This window comes from Nonomuraea sp. CX421 (assembly GCF_059358955.1).
On record NZ_JCADBK010000036.1, the window covers coordinates 42,342 to 64,431 of the forward strand.

21 protein-coding genes are annotated in these 22,090 nt (G+C 71.4%); 8 read left to right on the top strand and 13 right to left on the bottom strand.

Annotated features, from left to right (window positions below):
• The first annotated feature begins 4 nt into the window (after positions 1–4).
• Positions 5–1,222 carry a styrene monooxygenase/indole monooxygenase family protein gene (locus AC5L3X_RS36920; RefSeq protein WP_494863276.1) on the top strand — a complete coding sequence of 406 codons (1,218 nt, stop codon included), beginning with the start codon at positions 5–7 and terminating at the stop codon, positions 1,220–1,222.
• The gene (locus AC5L3X_RS36925) at positions 1,219–1,713 is read left to right on the top strand and encodes a flavin reductase family protein (protein WP_494863277.1); all 495 of its coding nucleotides are present in this window, start codon (positions 1,219–1,221) and stop codon (positions 1,711–1,713) included. The genes AC5L3X_RS36920 and AC5L3X_RS36925 overlap by 4 nt, the downstream gene beginning before the upstream one ends.
• Positions 1,714–1,724: 11 nt before the next feature.
• On the opposite strand, the gene AC5L3X_RS36930 is transcribed toward AC5L3X_RS36925, so the two are convergent.
• The 4 genes from AC5L3X_RS36930 to AC5L3X_RS36945 form a co-directional block, all read right to left on the bottom strand.
• A complete protein-coding gene (locus AC5L3X_RS36930) occupies positions 1,725–2,372 on the bottom strand; it encodes an ArsR/SmtB family transcription factor (RefSeq protein WP_494863279.1) in 648 nt (215 codons plus the stop codon).
• A complete protein-coding gene (locus tag AC5L3X_RS36935; protein ID WP_189127115.1) occupies positions 2,372–2,887 on the bottom strand; it encodes a cupin domain-containing protein in 516 nt (171 codons plus the stop codon). The genes AC5L3X_RS36930 and AC5L3X_RS36935 overlap by 1 nt, the downstream gene beginning before the upstream one ends.
• A gap of 96 nt (positions 2,888–2,983) precedes the next feature.
• Positions 2,984–4,327 carry a family 16 glycosylhydrolase gene (locus AC5L3X_RS36940; RefSeq protein WP_494863281.1) on the bottom strand — a complete coding sequence of 448 codons (1,344 nt, stop codon included), beginning with the start codon at positions 4,325–4,327 and terminating at the stop codon, positions 2,984–2,986.
• A 293-nt stretch (positions 4,328–4,620) separates the two neighbouring features.
• Positions 4,621–5,226 (bottom strand): VOC family protein, encoded by a 606-nt coding sequence (locus AC5L3X_RS36945; protein ID WP_189127117.1) that lies wholly within the window; start codon positions 5,224–5,226, stop codon positions 4,621–4,623.
• A 147-nt stretch (positions 5,227–5,373) separates the two neighbouring features.
• Between AC5L3X_RS36945 and AC5L3X_RS36950 the strand changes: the two genes are divergently transcribed.
• Complete coding sequence (locus tag AC5L3X_RS36950) at positions 5,374–6,339, top strand: alpha/beta hydrolase (protein ID WP_494863283.1); 966 nt, start codon at positions 5,374–5,376, stop codon at positions 6,337–6,339.
• Between the two features lie 15 nt (positions 6,340–6,354).
• Here AC5L3X_RS36950 and AC5L3X_RS36955 read toward each other — a convergent pair whose 3' ends face one another.
• The gene (locus AC5L3X_RS36955; RefSeq protein WP_494863285.1) at positions 6,355–8,520 is read right to left on the bottom strand and encodes a CHAP domain-containing protein; all 2,166 of its coding nucleotides are present in this window, start codon (positions 8,518–8,520) and stop codon (positions 6,355–6,357) included.
• A 298-nt stretch (positions 8,521–8,818) separates the two neighbouring features.
• Here AC5L3X_RS36955 and AC5L3X_RS36960 point away from each other — a divergent pair, with 298 nt between their 5' ends.
• The gene (locus AC5L3X_RS36960) at positions 8,819–9,505 is read left to right on the top strand and encodes a PaaI family thioesterase (protein ID WP_494863287.1); all 687 of its coding nucleotides are present in this window, start codon (positions 8,819–8,821) and stop codon (positions 9,503–9,505) included.
• 21 nt (positions 9,506–9,526) lie between these two features.
• Here the strand turns inward: AC5L3X_RS36960 and AC5L3X_RS36965 are convergent, their stop codons facing one another.
• Both AC5L3X_RS36965 and AC5L3X_RS36970 read right to left on the bottom strand, forming a co-directional pair.
• Positions 9,527–10,276 carry a glucose 1-dehydrogenase gene (locus AC5L3X_RS36965; RefSeq protein WP_494863289.1) on the bottom strand — a complete coding sequence of 250 codons (750 nt, stop codon included), beginning with the start codon at positions 10,274–10,276 and terminating at the stop codon, positions 9,527–9,529.
• A gap of 130 nt (positions 10,277–10,406) precedes the next feature.
• Positions 10,407–12,242 carry a serine/threonine-protein kinase gene (locus AC5L3X_RS36970; protein ID WP_494863291.1) on the bottom strand — a complete coding sequence of 612 codons (1,836 nt, stop codon included), beginning with the start codon at positions 12,240–12,242 and terminating at the stop codon, positions 10,407–10,409.
• A gap of 233 nt (positions 12,243–12,475) precedes the next feature.
• Here AC5L3X_RS36970 and AC5L3X_RS36975 point away from each other — a divergent pair, with 233 nt between their 5' ends.
• Positions 12,476–13,213, top strand: coding sequence for an SDR family NAD(P)-dependent oxidoreductase (locus AC5L3X_RS36975; protein ID WP_494863293.1), 738 nt, complete (start codon positions 12,476–12,478; stop codon positions 13,211–13,213).
• 11 nt (positions 13,214–13,224) lie between these two features.
• Here the strand turns inward: AC5L3X_RS36975 and AC5L3X_RS36980 are convergent, their stop codons facing one another.
• The 5 genes from AC5L3X_RS36980 to AC5L3X_RS37000 form a co-directional block, all read right to left on the bottom strand.
• Positions 13,225–14,460 (bottom strand): serine hydrolase domain-containing protein, encoded by a 1,236-nt coding sequence (locus tag AC5L3X_RS36980; RefSeq protein ID WP_494863295.1) that lies wholly within the window; start codon positions 14,458–14,460, stop codon positions 13,225–13,227.
• Positions 14,461–14,632: 172 nt separating this feature from the next.
• On the bottom strand, positions 14,633–16,084 hold the full coding sequence (locus tag AC5L3X_RS36985; RefSeq protein ID WP_494863297.1) for an ATP-binding protein: 1,452 nt from the start codon (positions 16,082–16,084) through the stop codon (positions 14,633–14,635).
• A gap of 27 nt (positions 16,085–16,111) precedes the next feature.
• On the bottom strand, positions 16,112–17,761 hold the full coding sequence (locus AC5L3X_RS36990) for an NAD(P)/FAD-dependent oxidoreductase (RefSeq protein ID WP_494863299.1): 1,650 nt from the start codon (positions 17,759–17,761) through the stop codon (positions 16,112–16,114).
• A gap of 88 nt (positions 17,762–17,849) precedes the next feature.
• A complete protein-coding gene (locus tag AC5L3X_RS36995; protein ID WP_189127126.1) occupies positions 17,850–18,608 on the bottom strand; it encodes an SDR family oxidoreductase in 759 nt (252 codons plus the stop codon).
• Positions 18,609–18,615: 7 nt separating this feature from the next.
• A complete protein-coding gene (locus AC5L3X_RS37000; protein ID WP_494863301.1) occupies positions 18,616–19,476 on the bottom strand; it encodes an RNA polymerase sigma-70 factor in 861 nt (286 codons plus the stop codon).
• A 65-nt stretch (positions 19,477–19,541) separates the two neighbouring features.
• On the opposite strand from AC5L3X_RS37000, the gene AC5L3X_RS37005 reads away from it, so the two are divergent.
• The gene (locus AC5L3X_RS37005; protein WP_494863302.1) at positions 19,542–20,216 is read left to right on the top strand and encodes a ThuA domain-containing protein; all 675 of its coding nucleotides are present in this window, start codon (positions 19,542–19,544) and stop codon (positions 20,214–20,216) included.
• Here the strand turns inward: AC5L3X_RS37005 and AC5L3X_RS37010 are convergent.
• Positions 20,206–21,084 carry an alpha/beta fold hydrolase gene (locus AC5L3X_RS37010; protein WP_494863303.1) on the bottom strand — a complete coding sequence of 293 codons (879 nt, stop codon included), beginning with the start codon at positions 21,082–21,084 and terminating at the stop codon, positions 20,206–20,208. The genes AC5L3X_RS37005 and AC5L3X_RS37010 overlap by 11 nt on opposite strands.
• Positions 21,085–21,336: 252 nt before the next feature.
• On the opposite strand from AC5L3X_RS37010, the gene AC5L3X_RS37015 reads away from it, so the two are divergent.
• On the top strand, positions 21,337–21,741 hold the full coding sequence (locus AC5L3X_RS37015) for a YbaB/EbfC family nucleoid-associated protein (protein ID WP_494863304.1): 405 nt from the start codon (positions 21,337–21,339) through the stop codon (positions 21,739–21,741).
• Complete coding sequence (locus AC5L3X_RS37020) at positions 21,738–22,043, top strand: hypothetical protein (protein WP_494863305.1); 306 nt, start codon at positions 21,738–21,740, stop codon at positions 22,041–22,043. Before AC5L3X_RS37015 ends, AC5L3X_RS37020 begins: the two co-directional genes overlap by 4 nt.
• The last annotated feature ends 47 nt before the right edge of the window (positions 22,044–22,090 follow it).

Consider the following 22,090-nt stretch of genomic DNA (forward strand, 5'->3'; position numbering starts at 1 on the left):
CACCATGCGCGAGATCCTCATCGTCGGCGCCGGGCAGGCCGGGCTGCACCTGGCGCTCGGCCTGCTGCGCAACGGCTACGGCGTCACCGTCGTCTCCAACCGGACCCCCGACGACATCCGGGACGGCCGGGTCACGTCGAGCCAGGCCATGTTCGGCACCGCCCTCGGCCACGAGCGCGCCCTCGGCCTCGACCAGTGGCCGGACTGCCCGCCGATCGACGGGATCCAGCTCGCCGTCCCCGGGCCCGACGGTGGCAAGGCCATCGGCTGGGCGGCCCGGCTGGACGAGCCGGCCCGCTCGGTCGACCAGCGGCTGAAGATGCCCGCCTGGCTCGCCGAGGTGGAGAGGCTGGGCGGGAAGGTCGTCATCCACGACGCGACACCCGGCGACCTGGAGGAGTACGCGGCCCGGTACGACCTGGTCCTGGTGGCGGCGGGCAAGGGGAAGATCGCCTCGCTGTTCGAGCGGGACGCCGCCCGTTCGCCGTACGACGTCCCGCAGCGCGCACTGGCCCTCACCTACGTCAACGGGCTCACGCCCCGGCCCGGCCACTCCGCGGTCTGCTTCAACCTGATCCCCGGCGTCGGCGAGTACTTCGTCTTTCCCGCGCTCACCGTCACCGGGCCGTGCGAGATCATGGTGTTCGAGGGAATCCCCGGTGGGCCGATGGACTGCTGGGGCGACGTCTTCACCCCCGCCGAGCATCTGGCCAGGAGCCGCTCGATCCTGGAGACGTACCTGCCGTGGGAGGCCGCCCGCTGCGCCGGCGTCGAGCTCACCGATGAGCGCGGCACCCTCGCCGGCCGGTTCGCGCCCACGGTCCGCCGGCCCGTCGCCGTCCTGCCCACGGGCGCCCCGGTGCTCGGCGTCGCCGACGTGGTGGTGCTCAACGATCCCATCACCGGCCAGGGCGCCAACAACGCCGCCAAGTGCGCCTCCACCTACCTCGCCGCCATCCTGGAGCGCGGCGACCAGCCGTTCGACCAGGCGTGGATGGAGGACACCTTCGAGCGCTACTGGGCGGGCGCCCGGCATGCCACCGCGTGGACCAACGCGCTGCTCGCCCCTCCGCCGCCGCACGTGCTCGAGATCCTCGGCGCTGCCGGCTCCCTGCCCGCGGTGGCCTCCCGCTTCGTCAACGGGTTCGACGACCCGGCCGACTTCGCCGAGTGGTTCATGGACCCGGCCTCGGCCCGCGACTACCTCGCGAGCGCGTCATGAGGTCCCTGCGTGACGCGCTCGGCCGCTACGCCACCGGGGTGGCGGTGGTCACCACCTGCGCGCCGGGCGGGGAGCGGATCGGGGTGACCGTGAACTCCTTCGCCTCCGTCTCGCTCGACCCCGCCCTGGTGCTGTGGTGCCTGTCCAGGCGCGCGCCGAGCACCCAGGCGTTCCTGCGGGCCGGGCGGTTCGCCGTCAACGTCCTGGCCTGCGGGCAGGAGCACCTGTCGCAGCGGTTCGCCAGACCGGCGCCGGACAAGTTCGCCGGAGTGGAGACCCGTCTCACGCCGAGCGGGCTGCCGGCTCTCGCCGGCGCCCTGGCCTTCTTCGCCTGCCGTACGGTGACCGCGTACGAGGCCGGGGACCATCGCATCTTCGTCGGCGAGGTCGAGCACTTCCAGTGGCACGAAGGCGAGCCGCTGGTCTTCCACGCGGGCCGCTACCGCGAGCTGGGGGTCATGGACCCGTCCATGGACCGGATCGGAGCCTGAGCCGCCGCCGCTCAGGGGGTGGAGGGGTGGCCGGAGCGGCGCCAGGCCGTGAAGCCGCCGTCCAGGGGGCGGGCGGTGTGGCCGTGGGCGCGCAGGAGGCGGACCGCCTTCGGGGAGACGACGCAGTAGGGGCCGCCGCAGTAGGCGACGATCTCGGCGTCGTGGGGGAGGTCGTCGAGGTGGTCCTGGAGGGTCGCCAGGGGCAGCGAGATGGCGCCGGGGACGTGGCCTTCGGCGTAGGCCGCCGCGGACCGTACGTCGATGACGACCGTGTCGGGGTCGGTGAGGCGGGCGGCCAGCTCGTCGGCCGTGACGCCCTCCAGCGCCCCGAGGTGCTCGGCGACCGCGTCGCGCAGGTCGGCCAGGCGCCCGTGGGCGAAGCCCTGCAGCTCGCCCAGGAAGCGCGACACCCGCTCGTCGGCCAGCCGGTAGCGCACCCGGGTGCCGTCCTTACGGCTGGTCACCAGGTGGGCGGCCCTGAGGTGCTGGAGCTGGGCCGAGGTGTTCTTCAGCGGGACGCCGGCCTCCTCGGCCAGCTCCTCGACCGTGCGCTCGCGCTGGTCGAGGACGTCGAGCAGGCGCAGCCGCACCGGGTTGGACAGGGCCTTGCCGATGCGGGCGAGCTGCGCGTAGATCGGTTCCTCAGGGAAGCCGGACATCAGACCATGTACTGGTCGTGGCGGAGGTAGACGTCGGTCCACTCCTCGGGGGTGAGCTGCCGGCCGGTGGTGGCGATGTCGGCCAGCTCCTCGAAGTAGGCCTCTCGCGGGGCGCCGGGGGTGAACAGGATGAGCATCGAGGCGGGCTCGCCCGACTGGTTGCAGAAGGCGTGGATGCCGCCCTCGGGCACGTACAGGAAGTCGCCCGGCCTGCCGTCCACCCACCGCTCGCCGTTGTAGAGCCTGATGGTGCCGTCGAGGACGTAGAACGACTCGGTGATCGTGCGGTGGAAGTGGGGGCTCGGCCCGCTCTTGCGCGGGCCCATCTCCCACCGGTAGAGGCCGAAGGCGCCGCCGGTCGAGGCGCCGGTGCCGAGGTAGTGGACCTCGGTGGGCCTCTCGGCCGGGTCGTCGGTCTTGGGGCCCATCGTCAGGTCCGGCGGCAGGTCGGCGGACCGGAAGACACCGCTGGCGGCACCGTGCTCGTCGAGGTAGCGGGGTTCGGGGTAGGACACGTCCGTCTCCTTCGAAAGTTCTAAGGATCTTTAGAATAGTAGGCAGTGCTGTCCCTGTAAAGAGCCGCGGGCGTTGCGTTGGGCTTGGCTCCGGGGTCAGCGCTGCCAGACCCGGACGTGGTCGACCACGAAGTCGGCCGGGAAGACGGTGGCGGCGTCGGGGTCGCCCAGCCAGCCGCCGACCTGGAAGTTCAGCCGCAGGTGGAACTTGCGCTTGTAGGTGTCGTCGGCGCCGAAGGTCTCCTCCAGCCACGACGTCGTGTCGCCGGTCCGGCGCCAGATCTCGCGACCGTCCACGTACCAGCGGATCACGCCTGGCTCCCACTCGGTGGTGTAGGTGTGGAAGCCGTCCCCAGGGTGACCCGTGGGGAAGGTGTAGCGAAAGTCGTTCTTGGTGGGCTTGTAGTCGCGGAAGATGGCCGCCGTCGCCGCCTTGTAGTAACTCGCGCCGCCGGGAAGCTCGGTCACGTCGATCTCGCCGTTGAGCCCGTCATCGGGCCGCATCCAGAAGGCGGGCCACAGGCCGCGCGAGTTCGCCGGTCCGTTGGGCGACTTGATCCGCGCCTCGAACCGGCCGTAGGTGAACGACGCCTTGCCTATGGTGTCGACGTAGCCGGTGGTGTAGGGCCGCGTGGCGCCGCCGCAGGTGTAGTTCTCCTTCTGCGCCCGGATGGTCAGCGAACCGTTCGCGACGAAGATGTTCTTCGCCCGGCTGGTGATGCAGGCGCGGTCATAGTCGACGTACGAGTCCCGCGCGCGCCACTTGGCCGTGTTCAGCGCGGTGCCGTCGAACTCGTCGGACCACACGAGCCGCCAGCCGGGGCCGGGGGAGGGCGTCGGGGTCGGAGTTGGCGTGGGACTGGGCGCCGTGTAGGAGATGACCAGCCGTGGCCGCGCGGCGGTGTTGGTGTTCTCCTTGGACGCCCAGTAAACCCGGGTGTTTCGGGTGGACTGGCGAACGGCGAAGGTCACCGCGCCGTTGCCTTTCACCGCCGACGAGACGTTCCAGGCGTTGTAGCCCGCCGTCACCGCGGTGCTGGTGTCGAGCGCGGCGCCGAGGGTCGGCTTGCTCGCCCAGGTCCCGGCGCCGCCCGCGCCGCCGCTCGCCTGGTGAACGGCGGTCGTGGTGCTCGCGAAGGCGGTCCATGTATACAGTTCGAGTCGCGCCGTGATGTTCGAGGCGCCGGCGGGCAGCCCCGCCACCGTGAACCCGACCACGGCCATGCGCTCACCGCTGGGGTTTCCGTCGCACAGTGAAGGACAGGTCGCCAAGGTGGTCCTGGCGCTGTTGTCGCCGTCCTGAACCACCTGTGTGTACGTGGTGTCAGCTGACGCGTTGACCGTCGCGGAGGCCGCTGCGGAGGCGGTCGCGGAGGCGACGCCCGTGATGCTGACGAGTAAGGCGCTCGCGGCGGTGGCCACCACAGTGGCGCGTCCCACGGAACCTAAAGCCCTTTTCATCATTTCCTCTCCGGATAAGCCCGCACGCATTCGTCCGGCGTGCGGGCTAATAACGCAAGGAGAGCCGGCCAGGGCGGCAATCCGGACTCGGATCGCCGACGAGAGAATTCCCATGGGCATCGGCATCGAATGGCGGTGATCAACTTACGCATGGACGGACCGGTGCGCAAGCTCATCTTCGAACGACGGAGAGCATGATTCACGCACAACGGCGCCCGTCCTCAGGTGATGAGGACAGGCGCCGTTCCGGTCGTGTCATCGGAGACTCGGGGTCACGGCTCCAAGGTGATTCCTTCGCGCCGGAGGTCCTCGATGATGCCGTCCACCAGCCGGGTGCTTACGGTGTGGGCCAGCTCGCCGGTCTCGCGCAGCTCACGTACGGCCGGCACCGGATCGGGGTCGGAGAACAGCCGCTCGTCCGCGTGGTCCACCGGCCGGCCGGTCGGGTCGATGGTCCACCAGGAGGCTTCGAGGGCGATGCCGTTGGGGTCGCTGAAGTAGATGGAGCGCAGGAAACCGTGGTCGATGACGTCGGTGACCTCGCATCCGTGTGCCTTGAGCCGGTCGCGCATCCTGATGAGGGCGTCCTCGTCGGGGAGGTGCAGCGACAGGTGGTCGAACTGGGCGGCGCGGGCGTAGGGGACGCCGGCCGGCTTGGCGAAGCTGTCGAGCTCCTGGTCGGTGTATTCGAAGAAGGCGATCGTGTTGCCCGGGCCCACCTCGAAGAAGTAGTGCCTGAACGCGGGGATGGCGAGGGTGGTGACCAGCCGGGCGTCGAGCACACCGTGCCAGAACCGCACGGTCGCGTCCATGTCGGCGGTCACCAGGGCGAGGTGATGCACTCCCCGCCAGTGCATCGTTTCTGGGGTTGCGGCCATGCGTTAACCGTACGCCTTTCAACTATTCCCGTGGAGCCAGTACCTGGTTTCGTCACGTTCGGGTAGGCGAAAAAGACGGAACGGCGGTTGCCCCCGAAACGCGCCGATCACCAAGAAGTGCGGCAAGTGGCCCGTGGAAGGAAACCGATGGTGTCCCATCCCAATCTCGACCCCGAGCTCCGTGCGGGGCTGGAAGAACTGCTCGTCCCGGTGTTCGACGCGTCCACCGCGACCATGGAGAGCATCGCCGGGCACCGGGCCGGGCTCCAGGTGATGCTGGCGGGCATTCCGGCGCCCGAGAGCGACGTCGTCATCGAGAACCGTCACGTGCCGCACCCCGACGGCGGGCCCGGCCTGCGGCTGCGCGTCTACCAGCCGGCCGGGTCCGGCACCGGGCGGCCCTGCTTCTACTGGGTGCATGGCGGCGGGATGATCCTCGGCGCCCCCGAGATGGACGACCACACCCTCGTCGGCTACGTCGAACGGCTCGGCTGCGTCGTCGTCTCGGTCGACTACCGGCTCGCCCCCGAGCACCCCCACCCCGTGCCCGTCGAGGACTGCTACGCGGGGCTGGTGTGGACCGCCGAGCACGCCACCGAGCTGGGCATCGACCTCGAACGGCTGGCCGTGGGCGGGATGAGCGCGGGTGGCGGGCTGGCCGCCGCGACCGTGCTGCTCGCCCGTGACAGGGGCGGCCCCGCCGTGGCCTTCCAACTGCTGCTGTCCCCCATGCTCGACGACCGCAACGCCACGCCGTCCAGCCACGAGTTCACCGAGTCCGCGTTCTGGAACCGCGAGGCCAACCTCTTCGGCTGGACCGCCCTGCTCGGCGACCGGATGGGCGGCGACGACGTCTCCCCGTACGCCGCGCCGGCCCGGGCCGAGGATCTGTCAGGGCTGCCTCCGGCGTTCATCGACGTGGCGGAGCTGGAGGTGTTCAGGGACGAGGACCTCGACTACGCCCGGCGGCTCGTCCAGGCCGGGGTCTCGACCGAGTTCCACCTGTATCCGGGCGGTTTCCACGGCTTCGACGCGCTGATCCCGGCCACCGAGCTGAGCCGCAGGGCCGTGGAGACCAGGTTCGCCGCGCTCTCCCGCGCCTTCCAGCGCTGACCGCCGGGGGACGGGTCAGGCGCGGTGGCGGCCTCGGCGGGAGGCCTTGTCCTTGCCTGGACCGGTCGCGGACACCAGGGCGGGGGTGGCGGCGGCATGGGACGTGACGCGGTGGCGGCGTCCGCGTGGCGTGGCCGCTCGCGTGAGCGGTTCGTCCGCATACGCGTCCGCGCCGACGTACGCGTATTCCGCGCCGGCGTAGGTGTCCGCGCTGGCGTAGGTGTCCGCCCCGGCGTACGCGTCCGCGCCGACGTAGGTATCGACGTACGCGTCCGCCACGCGGTCACGTCGTCCGTGCGATACGGCCTGCGGGCGCTCAATCACCCAGGGATCGCTGCCCCGGCCGCCGTCGACGCCCGAGGGGATCGGCCACAGGGCGTCCGCCCAATAGGCGTCGGTGCGCGGCTGGTCCGTACGGAGTGGATCGGCCCGGTGTGGATCGGATCGGTGTGGATCGGATCGGTATGGCTCGGCCCGGTGTGGGTCGGCCCGGTGGGAGTCGAGTCGGCGGGGCGAGGGCCAAGGGGACAGATCGGCGCGGCGGGGGTCCGAGAAGCGGGGGTCGGACCAGCGCTGGTCGGCGCGGGGAGGCTCAGAGCGGTGGATGTCGGTGCGGTGCGGCTCGATTCGGTGGACGTCGGCGCGATGCGCGTCGGAGGTGCGGTGGCGGCGGCCGCGCAGCGGGGCGTCGGGCGTGAAGGCCGCGGGCTCCTCGACCGGGTGGCCGCTGCGACGGCGACGGCCGTAGTAGCCGCTGTCCCTCCGATGGGCGTGCGACGGCCGCGACAGACTGTCCAGCTCCTGCCAGGCGTCGTCCAGGGCAGCGAAGGGGCGGCGGGTGCGGATAGGGCTCTCGAAGGGGCGCCGGATCGGAGCCGGCGAGGGGACGGCCGCGACGGGCCGGAGTTCGCGGGTGGCGCGCTGAGGCGCCGCGAACGGCGTGAACGCGTCGAAGGCGCTGACCGCTTCGGGAATGTCCGGAACGACGACCGGGGCGAACGGCAGGGCGACCCCGACGGGAACGAGCGGCGCCGGGATGACGGGCTCGGCGATGAGCGGCGTGGCGGGCTCGACGGCTGCCGGCGCGGGGGCGGCCAGGATCGCGGTGGCCCGGATGGCGGTGCGGGGCTTGCGGCGGTGGTGACCGCGCCGGGCGGGCGCCACCGGTGACGGGACGGCGAGCACGGGCCGTACGCGGAGCTGCTTCGTCTTGGCGACGGCGAGCACGGCGAGGGCGGCCACCAGGGCGGAGCCGATCAGGGCGGGGGAGCCGAGCGCCGGAGCCGGATGGGAGGCGGAGGCGTCGACGAGGACGGGAAGGGGCTCGGTGGTCACCGCGTTGGTGTCGGCGGTGGCGGGTTTGGCGTGCTTGCCCTTCTTGACCGTCTGCCCGGTGCCGGTGCCGGTGCCGGTGGAGGGCTTGGCGGCGCTCGTGCGGGAGGTGTCGGACGACTGGGGCTTGGCGGCCTGGGCCTGAGGGGCGGCCGGGGCGCTGGCGCCCGCCTGCGGGACCTCGTCGCGGCGCTTCTGGGAGGGCTTGGTCTGGGCGCTCAAGCCGGCCTGGGGCTCCTGCTGGACCTCGGAGTAGGGGATCAGCGAGCTGAGTGGACCGTTCTGCAGCCGGCTGAGGTCCGGGGAGTTCTCGGTGGTGGGCTGGTTCGCCCGGTCGCGGGAGGCGTTCTCCCTGGCCTGCTGCTCGACCAGCCGCTGGTCGAGGCGTTCTTTGATCCGCGCCGGGTAGCCGTAGCCCACGACTTTGCTGGTGTCACGTTCCTTGCGCTTGAGCACGCCGCCGTCGATGTTGCCCTCGATGGTGTGGATCGTGTTGCCCTCGACCCTGGTCACGACGCCTACGTGGTCGATCGCGCCGATCGAGTTGGAGCCGCCCCAGTCGAAGAAGACGAAGGCGCCGGGCTCGGGCTTGCGGCCCCAGGCGTCGTTCTTCTTGAACCATCTGGCGTGTCCGACGGTCCAGGCGAACTGGCCCATCCACTCCTCGTAGCCGAGCTTGTGCGCGGCCCACGAGAGCAGCATGTCGCACCAGGGTGCGGAGCTGTAGTCGGCGTCGAACTCGACGTTCTTGCCGTACCAGTCGCCGAACTTGGTGTAGGCGCCGGACTTCTCCGAGTAGCCGAGCTGGCTCTCGAGAAGGTCGATGAACTTCTTCGTCTCTGGCGTCATGGACGTGCGGGGGAACCTTCCGGGCAAGACCGGGTTTACCACCCCAATCCTGGGTAAAGCGGGTATCCCGGGACAGGTGTGACAATCCGGAGGCCTGTACTCTTCCGTGATGAAGGAGGCTACCGTGACAAAACGGCAGGTCAAGCACGCGTCATGAGAGGGTAAAACTCTCAAGGTGGGTGAAGGTGCAGGTCAAGAGCTTGCCAGAAATGTCCCCGCAAAGTCGGTTTATGCGTAAAAGATCTACCATGTTCTCTCGGTGAACGAGATTCGGTAGAACGTGTTCTAGGATGGGCTCATGACGACCGAGGTGACCACCGGGGAGAGCGGGCTCGCAGCGCTGTGCGTGCTCGCGCAGCAGACCCGCGAGTTGATGGACGCGGTGGCGGTCACCGATGTCGGCGAGGACGAGCTGGTGGCCGTCACCGCCGAGCTGACGGCGCTGACCGAGCGACTCAACGTCGTCCGCCGCGGCACCCCGCAGCCCTTCGAGATCGGGCCCGGCGGAACGGTCCGGCACCTGGGCAACGCCGTCACCGGCGCCGCCAACCCGTACGCCCCGCCGGTGGTGATCGAGGCGTCGCCCGAGGGCGGGGTGCGAGCCGAGATCACCTTCCGGCCGCTGCACGAGGGGCCTCCCGGCCTGGTGCACGGCGGGATCAGCGCCATGGTGCTCGACCACCTGCTCGGCCAGGCGGTGGCCGTCGCCGGGTTCGCGAGCATGACCGGCACGCTCACCATCCGTTACCGCGCCCCCGTGCCGTACGGCCGGCCGCTCGTGGCGACGGCCGAATACACCCGCGCGGAGGGCCGCAAGACCTGGGCCGACGGCCGCATCGCGCTGCCTGACGGCACGCCGCTGGTGGAGGCGACGGGCCTGTTCATCGTCCCGTCCGCCTGGCTCGGCCGAGACCCGACGGACCCCGCCCAGCTCACCCCCGGCGACGCGGGCTGGCCGCCGCCGGTCACCGGACAGGACGGTTGACGGCGGCGCGGGGTGGGGGCCTCAGTAGCCGGCGCCGGTGAGCAGGCCCCCGTCCACGGTGAACTCACTGCCCGTGCAGTAGCTGGACCGCTCGGAGGCCAGGAACGCCACCACGTGTGACACCTCGACCGGTTTGGCGAAGCGCTTGATGACCATGGACTTGACGAACGCGTCGGCGTCCACGGCCTCCATGATCTCCGGGTTCGTTACCATCGAGGTGTTGATCGCCCCTGGATGGACGGAGTTGACGCGGATCTTGAACTGCGCGAGCTCGCGGGCGGCGGACTTGGTCACCCCGCGCACGCCGAACTTGGAGGCCGCGTAGGCCGACAGGCCCTCGGCGCCGACGAAGCCCTCGATCGACGAGATGTTCACGATCGAGCCGCGGCCGGCGGCCTTCATCGGCTCGATGACCGACTTGACGCCGAGCCAGGTGCCCCTGAGGTTGACGCCGATCACCCGGTCGAAGTCGTCGAGCGTCATCTCGCTGATCCGCCGGAACTTCAGGATCCCGGCGTTGTTGACCAGCACGTCGAGCTTGCCGTAGGTCGAGACGGCCGTGTCGACGGCCCGCTCCCACTCCGACGGGTTCGTCACGTCATGACGCACGTATGTCGCCCCCGTCTCCGCGGCCAGCGCCTTGCCCTCCTCGTCCAGCACGTCGCCGAACACCACCGACGCGCCCTCCTCCAGGAACAGCCGCACATGGGCCTCGCCCATGCCGCGCGCGCCGCCGGTGATCAACGCCACCTTGCCGTCAAGCAGACCCATGTCGTCCTCCCGCCGCGACGGCCACCGAGGCCGCCTGCATCGATCGGCGGACGGAGACACCGCCGCCGCGATCTTCCGTACCTCGATGCCGGCGTACGGCCCCAGGTGTAGCCGATCATCGCTAGCCAAGCTAGTGAACGCTTGGTCCTCCGGCAAGGTCACCGCCGTCCATGAGCTCGGCGGGGGAGGAGCCGGTGGGCAGGGAGGACGCTTGCTCGGTCACGGGGGAGCCGGTGGGCAGGGAGAGCGGCTCCTCGGTCGGCTCCTCGCCTGGCTTCGTCGAGGCGGTGTGGGCCGCCGAGGTGGCGTCCTGTGACGGCGACGGGCCGGTCGGCTGGGTCGGGGTGGCCGGGCAGGCGGCGCCGCGCACGGCCGCCTCACTGACCTGGGGCCCGTTGCCGGCGGCGGGCTCGGTCAGCACGACGATGCCGAAGTGGGTGGTGACGCCGCACGCCACGCTCCCCGGAGCGCGGGTCACGCCGCTGGTGTAGAGCGTCCGTCCGGTCAGCGTGCGCGCCTCCTCGCCGACGGTCCGGGCCGGGCCGTCGCCCTCGCGCACGGTGTAGGTGATGCGCAGCCGGACCGGCCCCGTGCCGTCGGCGGCGACGCGCACCTCGCCCGCGGAGCCGCTCCACTGGACGATGGCGGCGGCGCGCACGACCGGACGCGCGTTCGCGCTGCGCCGGGCGGTGGGGCCCGGGGCGGTCCCGGTGGCGGTGGGCCCGGTGGTGGGAGGGCCAGTGGGAGGACCGGTGGTGGGCGGCGCGGTGGGAGGGCCGGTGCGGATCGCGGTGGGCGTGGGGACGGCGGGCTGCGAGCCGGCCGGTCGGGAGGCGGTCGGCGCGGGCGCGGAGGAGGTGGGAGGTTCGCTCTCCTCGGTGGAACGCGCGGGGGTCGTGTCGTCGGCCGGGTCGAGCTCGCCGGCCGTCTCGGGCCGCGGCATCAGCACCGTCCCGGGACCGGGAGGCAGCTGGCCGCCCGACAGCATGAGCATCACCAGTACGGCGAGCACGGTCGCGGCCGCGATCCACAGGTGGGGCGGCAGCCGGGGCACCTTCGACAGCCGCTCGCGGACGGTGACCGGTGCCGGGCCGTCTCCGCTGCCGGCCTTGGCCAGCGGGAACCGCAGGGCGAGCAGCGTGGCCAGCTCGGCGAGGTGACGACGGCCGCGCTGCTCCCAGTCGGGGCCGTAGCCGGCCACCGCGTCCTCCTCCAGTTCGGCCGCGAACTGCCGGGCCGAGGCGTACCTGAGCGCCGGATCCTTGGCCAGCCCCCGCCGGAGCAGGTCGCGCAGCGTGTCGGGGACCACTTCCAGCGGCACGGGCTCCGCCAGGTGCAGGTCCCGCAGCCCCGGGACGTCATCGGCGCGGAACGGCGGCCGCCCCTTGACCGCCTCGAACAGCACGCAGGCCGCCGCGTACAGGTCGGCGGGCGGCCCCGCCTGCCCCCGCGTCCACAGCTCGGGCGACATGTACGGCGGGCTGCCCGCGGGCACCCCAGGCTCCTCCGCGTGCACCACCACGCCGAAGTCGCCCAGCTTGGTCGTGCCGTCGGCCTGGACCAGCACGTTCCCGGGCGTGACGTCCCGGTGCGGCACCCCCGTGTCGTGGGCCGCGGCCAGCGCCAGCAGGGTCCCCTTGAGCAGTGCCAGCGCCGCCTCCGGGCTGGTCCGGCCGTGCTCGTCCAGCAGCGTGCGCAGGGACACCCCGTCGACGAGCTCCATGACCACGGCAGCCCTGGTCTGCGTCTCGACGTACTCGTAGAGCTTGACCACGTTCGGATCGTCGATCTCGACCAGGGCGGGGGCGTCCACCCGGAAGCGTTCCATGAACTCGGCGTCCCTGCGCAGCGTCGCGTTCAGGTACTTGATCGCGACGTAGGCGCCGGTGGACTGGTAGGTGGCGAGGAAGACGCGGCCGGTGTGGCCCGCGCCCAGCTGGCGTACTTCGCGGTAACCAGGGACCAAGTCCAACCCCCATCACGCAGCCGTCCTGAGGTTCGACGGTCTCACCCGGGGTTCCGGTTGTCACGATGGCAGATATTTCGCCGTAAGTGGCCGTATATCACCCACTGTTACCGTCTTGTACGGTAATGGGGCGCATGTACGCTTGCCCGAGCAAGCGCTCGGCAGGAGCACAGGCCGCCGGGACTGCGGAAGCCGGGAGCCGCCCCTCCCGGAGCAGGGGGAGGGCTGCCGTGATGGACGGGATGCGACTGGACGGCCGGACGGCCGTGGTGACCGGGGGCGCGGGCGCCATCGGCTCGGCCATCGCCACCGACCTGACGGCGCTGGGCGCCCGGACGGTGATCGCCGACGTTGACCTGCCGGGCGCGGAGAAGGTCGCCGCCGGGCTGGCCGGAGCGGTCCCGATGGCCGTCGACCTCACCTCGCCCGAGTCCGTGGAGCGGTTCTGCCGTGCCTGCGGCGAGGTCGACATCCTCGTGCACAACGCCGGGGTCTCGATCGTCGAGCCGTTCACCGAGAGCGACCCCGCCCACTGGGACCTCATGTGGCAGGTCAACCTGCGCGGTCCGATGCTGATGACCAAGCTGCTGCTGCCCGGGATGACGGCCCGGAGATGGGGCCGGCTGGTGTTCGTCTCGTCCGACGGGGCCCGCGCCGGCTCGGGCGGCGAGGGCGCCTACGCGGCGACCAAGGCGGGCCTGTTCGGCCTGGCCAAGACACTCGCCCGGGAGGCCGCCCGGGCCGAGGTCACCTCCAACGTGGTCTGCCCCGGTCCGACCGACACCCCGATGCTGCGCCGGGTGTCGGCCGCCGAACCCGGACTGGTCGACCGGATCGCCCGGGGCATCCCGCTGCGCCGCCTCGGCGCCCCGGCCGACGTGGCGGGGCTCGTCGCCTTCCTGTGCACCGAACGCGCCGCCTACCTCACCGGGCAGATCCTGTCGGTGAGCGGCGGCGTGACCATGCACTGAGCGCCGTGCGGTCACAGCGCCTGGTAGACGGCCTCCGTGAGGCGGAACGCCCGCAGGCTGCCGGAGACGGCGTCGGCCATCTTGTTCATCACGTAGCCGACGGCCAGCCCCCGCTCCTCGTCACCCAGGCCCAGGAAGCCGCCGAAGCCCGTGTGACCGAACGCCGTCGCCGACGGCACGAAGAACGTCATCGACGGGCGCATGTAGCCGAGGCCGAACGAGCTGTCCACGTACAGCACCCGGTCGGGGCCCTCGACGCGCGGGCGGACGGCGTCGCGCAGGGTCTCGGGACGTAGCACGTCGCCCGCGATCAGCGACCGGTAGAAGCCCGCCAGCCCCTTGGCCGTGGTGACCAGGCCGGCGGCGGGCCAGCCCGCCCGCAGGATGACCGGGTTGTTCGCGCCGCCGTCGAGCGCCTGCATCCGAGGGTTGCCGAGGGCCCGGTTCATCAGGCTCTCCGGGTCCTGCGCGGCCCGCGCCATCCGGGTGAAGACGTCGCCGCGCGCCTCCGTGAGCCCGCTGAGCGCCGCACCGGCGCCACCCGGCGCGCCGCCGTCCGTGCCGCCGCCCGCTTTCGCCGGCCGGGGGCCGGGCACGGCTCCCGCAGGGGAGGCGGAGCGGCGCTCACCGCTGGACAGGCGGGCGGCGCGGGCGATCACCGCGTCGGAGGCGCCCAGGCACATGTCCAGCCCGAGCGGCCCGGCGATCTCCGCCGCGACCAGCTCGCCGACCGACTTGCCGGTCACCCGCCGCACCACCTCGCCCACCAGGAACCCGTACGTGAGCGCGTGGTATCCATGGGCCGTCCCCGGCTCCCACAGCGGCCGCTGCCGGGCCAGGCGGTCCGCGATGGCCGGATGGTCCTCGAACTCCGACACGGGCACCGGCTCCTCCAGCGCCGGGAGCCCGGCCTCGTGGGTGAGCAACTGGCCGACGGTGATCGCCTCCTTGCCCTGCGCCGCGAACTCCGGCCACACCTCCGCCACCGGCGCGTCCACGTCCACCAGCCCCCGCTCCACCAGCCGCAGCAGGACGGTGGCGGTGATCGCCTTGGTGCAGGAGTAGGCGTAGGCGGAGGTGTCCTCCCGCCAGGCGCGCCCGGTGTGCCGGTCGGCGACACCGCCCCACAGGTCCACGACCAGCTCGCCGTCGAGGTAGACCGCGAACGCCGCGCCGAGCTCCTCTCCGTCGGCGAAGTGGCGCTCGAACACCTCCTGGACGCGCGAGAACCGTGGATCGCAGTGCATGGGACCCCTCCACCTCGAAAGGAAGCGCTTACTTGGCTGCCGAGCCTAACAACTGGAATCGCCCCGGCCCAGAAGCCGGTCTCGCCGAGTGGGCGGCCCGGCCCCGGCCCAGGGCGATCGGAGCCGGGACCCGATCGTCCGGGGCAGGACGACCGGAGCGTTTCCGGCGCGCTCAGGCCGGCGCCGGCACCGTGGCCGGCTCGCGCAACGGCAGCCGCACCTCGAACCAGGTCTCGCCGGGCACCGATCGCACCTTGATCTCGCCGCCGTGCCGCCCCGCCACGATCCGGTAGGCGATGTCCAGCCCGAGCCCCGTCCCCTGGCCGACCGACTTCGTGGTGAAGAACGGCTCAAAGATCCGGTCCTTGATCGCCTCGGGCACGCCGTGGCCGGTGTCGCCGATCTCGACGATCGCCTCGTCCTCGTCGTAGGCGGTGCGGATCGTCAGCGTGCCCTCCTCGCCCATCGCGTCCAGCGCGTTGTGGATCAGGTTGGTCCACACCTGGTTGAGCTCGCCCGCGTAGGCGGGGACCGGCGGCAGCGTCGGGTCGTAGTCGGTGACCAGGGTGACGCCCGGCGGGATCTTCCCGCGGAAGATGGCGGCCGTGCTGTCGAGCAGCTCGCGCAAATCGCAGACCTGGAACGGCGCGCGGTCCATCTGGGAGTACTGCTTGGCCGAGCGGAGCAGTGAGGTGATCCGCTCGGTCGCCTCGGTGACCTCGCTGAGCATCTGCGAGATCTCGACCGCGCCCGCCAGCCAGCGCAGCGCCGCGGGCGCGTGCCGCTCGCCCACCTTGTCGCGCACCTTCGCCAGGTGCTCATCGGCGAAACCGGCGCTGACCAGCGCGGGAGCCAGATCCCAGGCGTCCTCGACGCCCAGCTCCTCCAGCGCGTCGCCGAGCGTCTCCTCGGCGTCGGAGATCTCCATCGGGCTGCGCGGCGGAAGCGTGCCCACCGCCGCGGTGCACCGCTCCTGCATCTCGATGATCGCGCGCAGCCGCTCGGGCGGGATGCCGTCCTCGGCGAGCTGGGCGAGCCGCATGCGCGACGTCCTGATCAGGGAGCGCAGCTCGCCGACCGCCCGCACGGCCGCCGCCGCCGGGTTGTTCAACTCGTGCGTGAGCCCCGCGGTGATCGTGCCGAGCGCGGTCAGCCGCTGCCGCCGGTCGATGACCTCGCGTTGCGCCCGGCCACCCGACATCAGCCCGTCGAGCAGGTGCATCCCCATCGGGAACCACTCGGCCACGATGTGCGCGAACTTCCTGGCCGGCAGCAGGAACATCCGCGAGGGCGCGGTCGCCTTCAGCGAGTGCTGGTAGGTCTGCGGCGCCCGGTCGCCGAGGTAGGCGGCCGTGGCGCCGCCGTACACGCCGGGCTGGGAGGTGCGCGGCATGGCGACGGTCCCGGCGCTGACCGTCTCCTGGATCATCTGCACCTCGCCCTCGACCAGGACGGCGAAGCACTCGGCGGGATCGCCCTGCCGCACCACGAACTCGTCCTGCTCGAAGCGGCTCATCGCCCCGCTGCCGGCCAGCTTGGCCAGCTGATCGTCGGTCAACCGCTCGAACAGGAACAACTTCCGCAATTCATCGATGTCGACTCTCGCCGGCAGCTCTGTGCTCATCTGCTTCACCGCTCACTGCTTTTCGAGTCACTGCTTTTCGAGGTACCGATGCACGAGGGCGACGGCCATCGCCCCCTCGCCGACGGCCGACGCGACCCTCTTGATCGAATCGGCCCGCACGTCACCCGCGGCCAGCACTCCCGGGACGTTCGTCTCCAGGTGGTACGGCTCGCGCCTGAGCGTCCAGTTGCGCGGCCGCTTCCCGCCGTGCACCAGGTCGGGGCCGGTCACCACGAACCCGCGCTCGTCGCGCTCGACCGTGTCGCCGAGCCATGAGGTGTGCGGCTCGGCGCCGATGAACACGAACAGCCACTGCGCGTCGACCGTGCGCTCCTCGCCCTTGGTGGAGATCGAGAGCCGCTCCAGGTGCCCGTCGCCCTGGCCGCCGGTGACCTGGCTCTGGACGTGCACCTCAATGGTGGGGATCGCGTTGATCTGTTCGATGAGGTAGTGCGACATGGATCTCTCCAGACCGTCACTTCTCACCAACAAATGCACCTTGCTCGCGAATCCCGCCAGGTAGACGGCCGCCTGCCCGGCCGAGTTGGCCGCGCCGACGATGTAGACCTCGCTGTCCTGGCATGCGGGCGCCTCGGTCAGGGCGGCGCCGTAGAAGACGCCGCGGCCGACGAAGTCGTCGAGGCCGGGTGCGTCCAGGCGGCGGTAGGTGACGCCGGTGGCCAGGATCACCGCGTGCGCCGCGATCTCGCCGCCTCCCTGGAAGCCGATCACCCGGGCCTGCCCGCGTGGCTCCAGGTGGGTGACGCGGCGCGCGGTCAGCAGCTCGGCGCCGAACTTCAGCGCCTGCCTGCGGGCCCGGTCGGCCAGTTGCTGGCCGGAGACGCCGTCGGGGAAGCCCAGGTAGTTCTCGATCCTGGAGCTCTGGCCCGCCTGCCCGCCGGAGGCGTGCGCCTCGACCAGCACGGTGTTGAGTCCCTCCGAGGCGCCGTACACGGCGGCGCCCAGCCCGGCCGGGCCGCCGCCGATCACGATCAGGTCGTAGAAGTCGGTCGCCGGAGTGGTCGACAGGCCCACGGCCGCGGCCAGCGTGGACTGGTCGGGTGACTGCAGCGACTCCCCGTCCACGGTGATCACCAGTGGCAGACGGCACTCCTCTCCCACGGCGGCGATCAGCTGCGCGCCCTCGGGGTCGTCGGCCAGCATCCATTGGTACGGCACGCGGTTGCGGGCCAGGAAGTCGCGCACCTTGTAGGACGGCGCCGACCAGCGGTCGCCCACCACCCGCAGCTCCGCCACCTCGATCCGGTCGGTGCGCTGCCAGGCGTCGAGCTGGCCGTCGATCACCGGGTAGAACTTCTCCTCCGGCGGATCCCACGGCTTGAGCAGGTAGTGGTCGAGGTCGACCACGTTGATCGCCTGGATCGCGGCGTCGGTGTCAGCGTAGGCGGTCAGCAGCACCCGGCGCGCGTACGGGTACATGTCCATGGCCGCCTCGAGGAACTCCACCCCGTTCATCTGCGGCATGCGGTAGTCGGCGAGGATCGCGGCCACCTCGTCGCCGCGCAGCCGCATCTCCCTGACGGCCTCGATGCCCTCGCCGGCCGCCTCCGCCCGGACGATCCTGTACTGCCGGCCGTACCGACGCCGGAGATCGCGGGCCACCGCCCGCGAGACCCCCGGATCGTCGTCGACCGTCACGATGACCGGCTTGTCCATGGCTCTGCCTTCCCCACGAGGTCCCTAATGGCAGGATGTCATGTGATTCCCGGCTGATGACAACGCGCGGTGGGCAGCAACGCGCTGGTCAGGCGATGATCCGGCTGGCGCCGCCGTCGACGAGCATGGAGATCCCGTTGACGTACGAGGCCCGCTCACTCGCCAGGAAAGCGACCACGTCGCCCACCTCCTCCGGCCGGCCGATCCGGCCCACGGGCACGTCGGCGCCGTTCGCGGACGAATCCAGCCGCCCCGAGAGTTCACGCATCCGCTGGGTGTCGATCGGGCCCGGCAGCACGTTGTTGACCAGCACCCCGTCGCCGCCCACCTCGCGGGCCAGGGTGCGGACGATCCCGGCCACGGCCGAGCGGGTGGCGTTGGACAGGGCCAGCCCGTCGATCGCCTCGCGCACCGACCTGCTGGTGATCGTGACGATCCGGCCCCAGCCGCGCGAACGCATCTCGGGCAGCACGGCATGGATCAGCCGGACCGTGCCGAGCAGGTTGCGCTGGATCGCCACGTCCCACTCGGCCAGGCTCGCGTCGACGAACCGGCCGGCGGGCGGGCCACCGGCGTTGGCGACCAGGATGTCCACCGGGCCGAGCACCTCGCGGGTCTCGGCCGCCAGGCGGGCCGCCGCCTCAGGGTCCTCCACGTCGGCCAGCACGGCGTGCACCACCCCGCCGAACTCCTGCAGCTCGACCACGGCGTCCGCGAGCCGTTCGGGGTCACGGGCGCTGACGCAGACGTCGCATCCCTCGCGGGCCAGGCTCTTGGCCGCCGCCAGGCCGATGCCCGCGCTGCCGCCGGTGACGAGTGCGACTTTTCCCTTGATGCCGAGATCCATGGGCCGACTATAGATCGGAAGCCGCAGCCGACCGTACTCGCCCTAGTTTGTCCGGGTTGAGGATGGCGTAGATCTCGCGGACGCTACCGTCGCGCACGCCCACTATGATCAGCTGCTCCTGGGGGCCGACCCGCATCCAGACGGCCGGATGGCCGTTGACCTCGACGATCCGCGCGCGTTCGAAGTCGTAGCGGGACCGCAGCCCGTTGAGGAAGGCCATCGTCTTGTGCCGGCCCAGGATCGGGCGCAGCGCGGCCCTGACCTTGCCGCCGCCGTCGCTGTAGAACACGACGTCCTCGTGCAGCACCTCGGTGAGCGCCGCCAGGTCGCCGCCCGAGGCCGCCTCCATGAACCTCCTCAGCAGCCTGTCGTGCTCCTCGGCCGTCGGCCGGAACCGCTCACGGCCGTCCGTCAGCCGCATGGCGGCCCGGCGGTGCAGCTGCCGGGCGTTGACGACCGACACGCCGACGATTCCGGAGATCTCGTCGTACGGCAGCTCGAACGCCTCCCGCAGCACGAACACCGCGCGCTCGGGCGGAGTGAGCCGCTCCATCATGTGCAGGGTGGCGAAGGACACGGTGTCACGCAGCTCGGCTGTGTCGAGCGGCCCGGCCTGGCCGGTCGTGACCGGTTCGGGCAGCCAGGGGCCGGTGTAGGCCTCGCGCTTGACCCGGGCCGAGCGGAGCTGGTCGAGGGCCAGCCGCGACACCACCGTGATCAGGAACGCGCGCGGCTCCCTGACCTCGCTCCGGTCGGTGCCCTCCCAGCGCAGCCAGGCCTCCTGCACCACGTCCTCGGCGTCCCACATGCTGCCGAGCAGCCGGTAGGCCAGCCCGAGCAGCGTGGGGCGGAGCTCCTCGAAGTCCATGAACGGCATCATGCCCGCGGGGTTCGCGGGTGGCAAAGCCGGTAAGACCGTGATGAGCTTGGCAAATGGCGAGAAATCTGATCCTGTCGGGAGGGCTGTTCCACGATTTCGACGCCACCTCGTCCGCGCTCGCGCAGGTGCTCGCCGAGGTGGGGATCGAATCCGAGATCACCGACGACATCGCGGGCGCGCTGAGCGAGCCGTCGGAGGTCCAGCTCATCACCGTCAACGCGCTGCGCTGGCAGATGGGCCTCGACCGGTTCGCCGACCTGCGTGACGAGTGGCGGTTCGAACTGCCGGCCCAGGCCCGCACCACCCTGCTCGACCACCTCGACCGGGGCGGCGGCCTGCTGGGCATGCACACGGCGTCGATCTGCTTCGACGACTGGCAGGGCTGGCCGAGGGTGCTGGGCGGCAGCTGGAGCTGGCCCGCGTCGCACCACCCGCCGCTCGGCTGGACCGGGGTCCGGGTGCTCGGCGGCCACCCGGTGGTGGAGGGGCTGCGCGACTTCGACCTGGTGGACGAGGTCTACAGCGACCTTCGGGTGCTGCCGGACGTGCGGCCGCTCGCCTCCTCCAACGGCCAGCCCCTCGTCTGGGCGCGCTCGGTGCGCCGGGGCCGGGTGCTCTACGACGCGCTGGGCCACGACACCCGGTCCTACGACAACGAGATCCACCGCACGCTGCTGCAGCGGGCCGCCCTGTGGCTGCTGAAGCGGCCCGTCGCGGTCAGGGACTGACCTCCCGGCCGCCCACGAAGTCCATGATCTCCCTCGCCAGCTCGCCGGGCGCCTCCTCGGCCAGGTGGTGCCCGCCGTCCACGGCGTGCCCGCGTACGTCCAGGGCCCAGGACTGCCAGATCGCCAGCGGATCGCCGTACAGGTCCTCCATGTCGTCCTTCGTCGCCCACAGGAAGAGCGTGGGGCAGGTCACGCGGCGCCCGGCCGCCCGGTCGGCGTCGTCGGCCGCGCGGTCGACGCCCAGCCCCGCGCGGTAGTCCTCGCACATCGCGTGCACGGTCGCCGGGTCGTGGATCGCCCTGCGGAAGTCCTCGTACGCCTCGGGGTCGCCCATCTGCTCCGGATCCGCCTGGTACCACGCGTCGGGGTCGGCGCAGATGACGCGTTCGGCGGGCTTGGCCGTCTGGCCCAGGAAGAACCAGTGCCACCACCGGGCGGCGAAGGCCGCGTCGCACCGGGCCAGCGCTTCCCCGATCGGCACGCTGTCCAGCACGACCAGATGCGTGACCGCGTCGGGGTGGTCGAGCGCGAGCCGCTGGGCGACGTACGCGCCACGGTCGTGGCCGACGACGGCGAACCGGTCGTGGCCGAGGCCGCGCATCAGGGCGACCAGGTCGCGGGCCATCGCCCGCTTGGAGTAGGGCTCGTGGTCAGGTGTGGTCGGCGGCTTGGACGAGCGCCCGTATCCCCTTAAGTCGGGGCAGACCACCACGTGCCGGGAAGCCAGTGCCGGTGCGACTCGATGCCAGGTGGCGTGCGTGCGGGGGTGGCCGTGGAGGAGGAGCACCGGCGGGCCGACGCCGCCGTGCCGGACGAACAGCGCGGCCTCGCCGACATCGACGGTGGCCGTCGCGAAGTCATCGAACATCCGGCCGCCCCTACCCCGCAGGTGCGTGTTGTCCCCTCGATGTTCCAGCCCGCTGCGATTCTGTGGGTGCTGAGCGGCCCGTCGTGGTGGATCAGCGAACCGGACTGAGCCCGGCTCATCTTCCATGCGTTATCAATCTTCGCCTACTATGCGGTGGCGAGATCTTGGATGGCAACCCCTCGGGCCTCAAAACTCGTGCCGGAGGATCGGGCTTGGCGCGTTCGGTCGTGCCGTGGTGGGGATGGTGGGATCGTGGGCGATGAGTTCAGACTGGCCATCGAAGAGCTGGCCGGGGAGTACAACCGGCAGGCCGCGCGAGTGCGGGAGGCGTACGGCAAGTTGACGGAGCTCTCGGCGGTGGGGCGGTCGGACGACGGCATGGTGACCGTGACCGTGGGGCCGCGCGGGCAGGTCCGCGACCTGCGGCTGGATCCCCGCGCCTATCGCAAGCTGTCGCCGTCGGAGCTGGCCTCGTCGATCATGGAGCAGATCGGCGCTGCCACGGCCGAGGTGGGGGAGCGGACGAAGGAGCTCATGGCGCCGCTCGTGCCGCCGGGTCTGGCCTACGAGGACATCTTCGGTGAGGGGGCGAGCCTGGAGTCGTTCCTGCCCCAGCCGGTAGAGCTGTTGCCCGACGAGCGGGGAGCGCGGGAATGACGACGCCCCACGGCGGCTACCGCGTAGATCTCAACGGGTTGCGGGCGCGGACGGCTCGGGCCCGTGACCAATTGGAGTTGTGGGAGAAGGAGCGTGACGCGCTGCGGGAGGTGTTCCGGCGGGAGGGGAACCCGCTGGGCAACGACCAGTACGGCGCGGCTCTGGAGAAGAGGCTGCCCGTGATCACGGCAGGTGTCTTCGACCCTCTTGACGCGGTTATCGGGGAGTTGGAGAGCGTGGCTGAGCGGTTGCGGTTGAGCACGGTCACTTATTCGGCGGTAGAGCGCGCCAATGGTGGGTGAGTTGTTGTGGGTTTTGATGGGTTTGTTGTTCCTGATTGGGCTAAGCC

Bases quoted from the DNA above. Each gene is read 5' to 3' on its own strand.
- AC5L3X_RS36920 (WP_494863276.1), top strand. From the start codon at position 5: ATGCGCGAGATCCTCATCGTCGGCGCCGGGCAGGCCGGGCTGCACCTG.
- AC5L3X_RS36925 (WP_494863277.1), top strand. From the start codon at position 1,219: ATGAGGTCCCTGCGTGACGCGCTCGGCCGCTACGCCACCGGGGTGGCG.
- AC5L3X_RS36930 (WP_494863279.1), bottom strand. From the start codon at position 2,372: ATGTCCGGCTTCCCTGAGGAACCGATCTACGCGCAGCTCGCCCGCATC.
- AC5L3X_RS36945 (WP_189127117.1), bottom strand. From the start codon at position 5,226: ATGGCCGCAACCCCAGAAACGATGCACTGGCGGGGAGTGCATCACCTC.
- AC5L3X_RS36950 (WP_494863283.1), top strand. From the start codon at position 5,374: ATGGTGTCCCATCCCAATCTCGACCCCGAGCTCCGTGCGGGGCTGGAA.
- AC5L3X_RS36955 (WP_494863285.1), bottom strand. From the start codon at position 8,520: ATGACGCCAGAGACGAAGAAGTTCATCGACCTTCTCGAGAGCCAGCTC.
- AC5L3X_RS36960 (WP_494863287.1), top strand. From the start codon at position 8,819: ATGACGACCGAGGTGACCACCGGGGAGAGCGGGCTCGCAGCGCTGTGC.
- AC5L3X_RS36965 (WP_494863289.1), bottom strand. From the start codon at position 10,276: ATGGGTCTGCTTGACGGCAAGGTGGCGTTGATCACCGGCGGCGCGCGC.
- AC5L3X_RS36975 (WP_494863293.1), top strand. From the start codon at position 12,476: ATGGACGGGATGCGACTGGACGGCCGGACGGCCGTGGTGACCGGGGGC.
- AC5L3X_RS36980 (WP_494863295.1), bottom strand. From the start codon at position 14,460: ATGCACTGCGATCCACGGTTCTCGCGCGTCCAGGAGGTGTTCGAGCGC.
- AC5L3X_RS36985 (WP_494863297.1), bottom strand. From the start codon at position 16,084: ATGAGCACAGAGCTGCCGGCGAGAGTCGACATCGATGAATTGCGGAAG.
- AC5L3X_RS36990 (WP_494863299.1), bottom strand. From the start codon at position 17,761: ATGGACAAGCCGGTCATCGTGACGGTCGACGACGATCCGGGGGTCTCG.
- AC5L3X_RS36995 (WP_189127126.1), bottom strand. From the start codon at position 18,608: ATGGATCTCGGCATCAAGGGAAAAGTCGCACTCGTCACCGGCGGCAGC.
- AC5L3X_RS37000 (WP_494863301.1), bottom strand. From the start codon at position 19,476: ATGGACTTCGAGGAGCTCCGCCCCACGCTGCTCGGGCTGGCCTACCGG.
- AC5L3X_RS37005 (WP_494863302.1), top strand. From the start codon at position 19,542: ATGGCGAGAAATCTGATCCTGTCGGGAGGGCTGTTCCACGATTTCGAC.
- AC5L3X_RS37010 (WP_494863303.1), bottom strand. From the start codon at position 21,084: ATGTTCGATGACTTCGCGACGGCCACCGTCGATGTCGGCGAGGCCGCG.
- AC5L3X_RS37020 (WP_494863305.1), top strand. From the start codon at position 21,738: ATGACGACGCCCCACGGCGGCTACCGCGTAGATCTCAACGGGTTGCGG.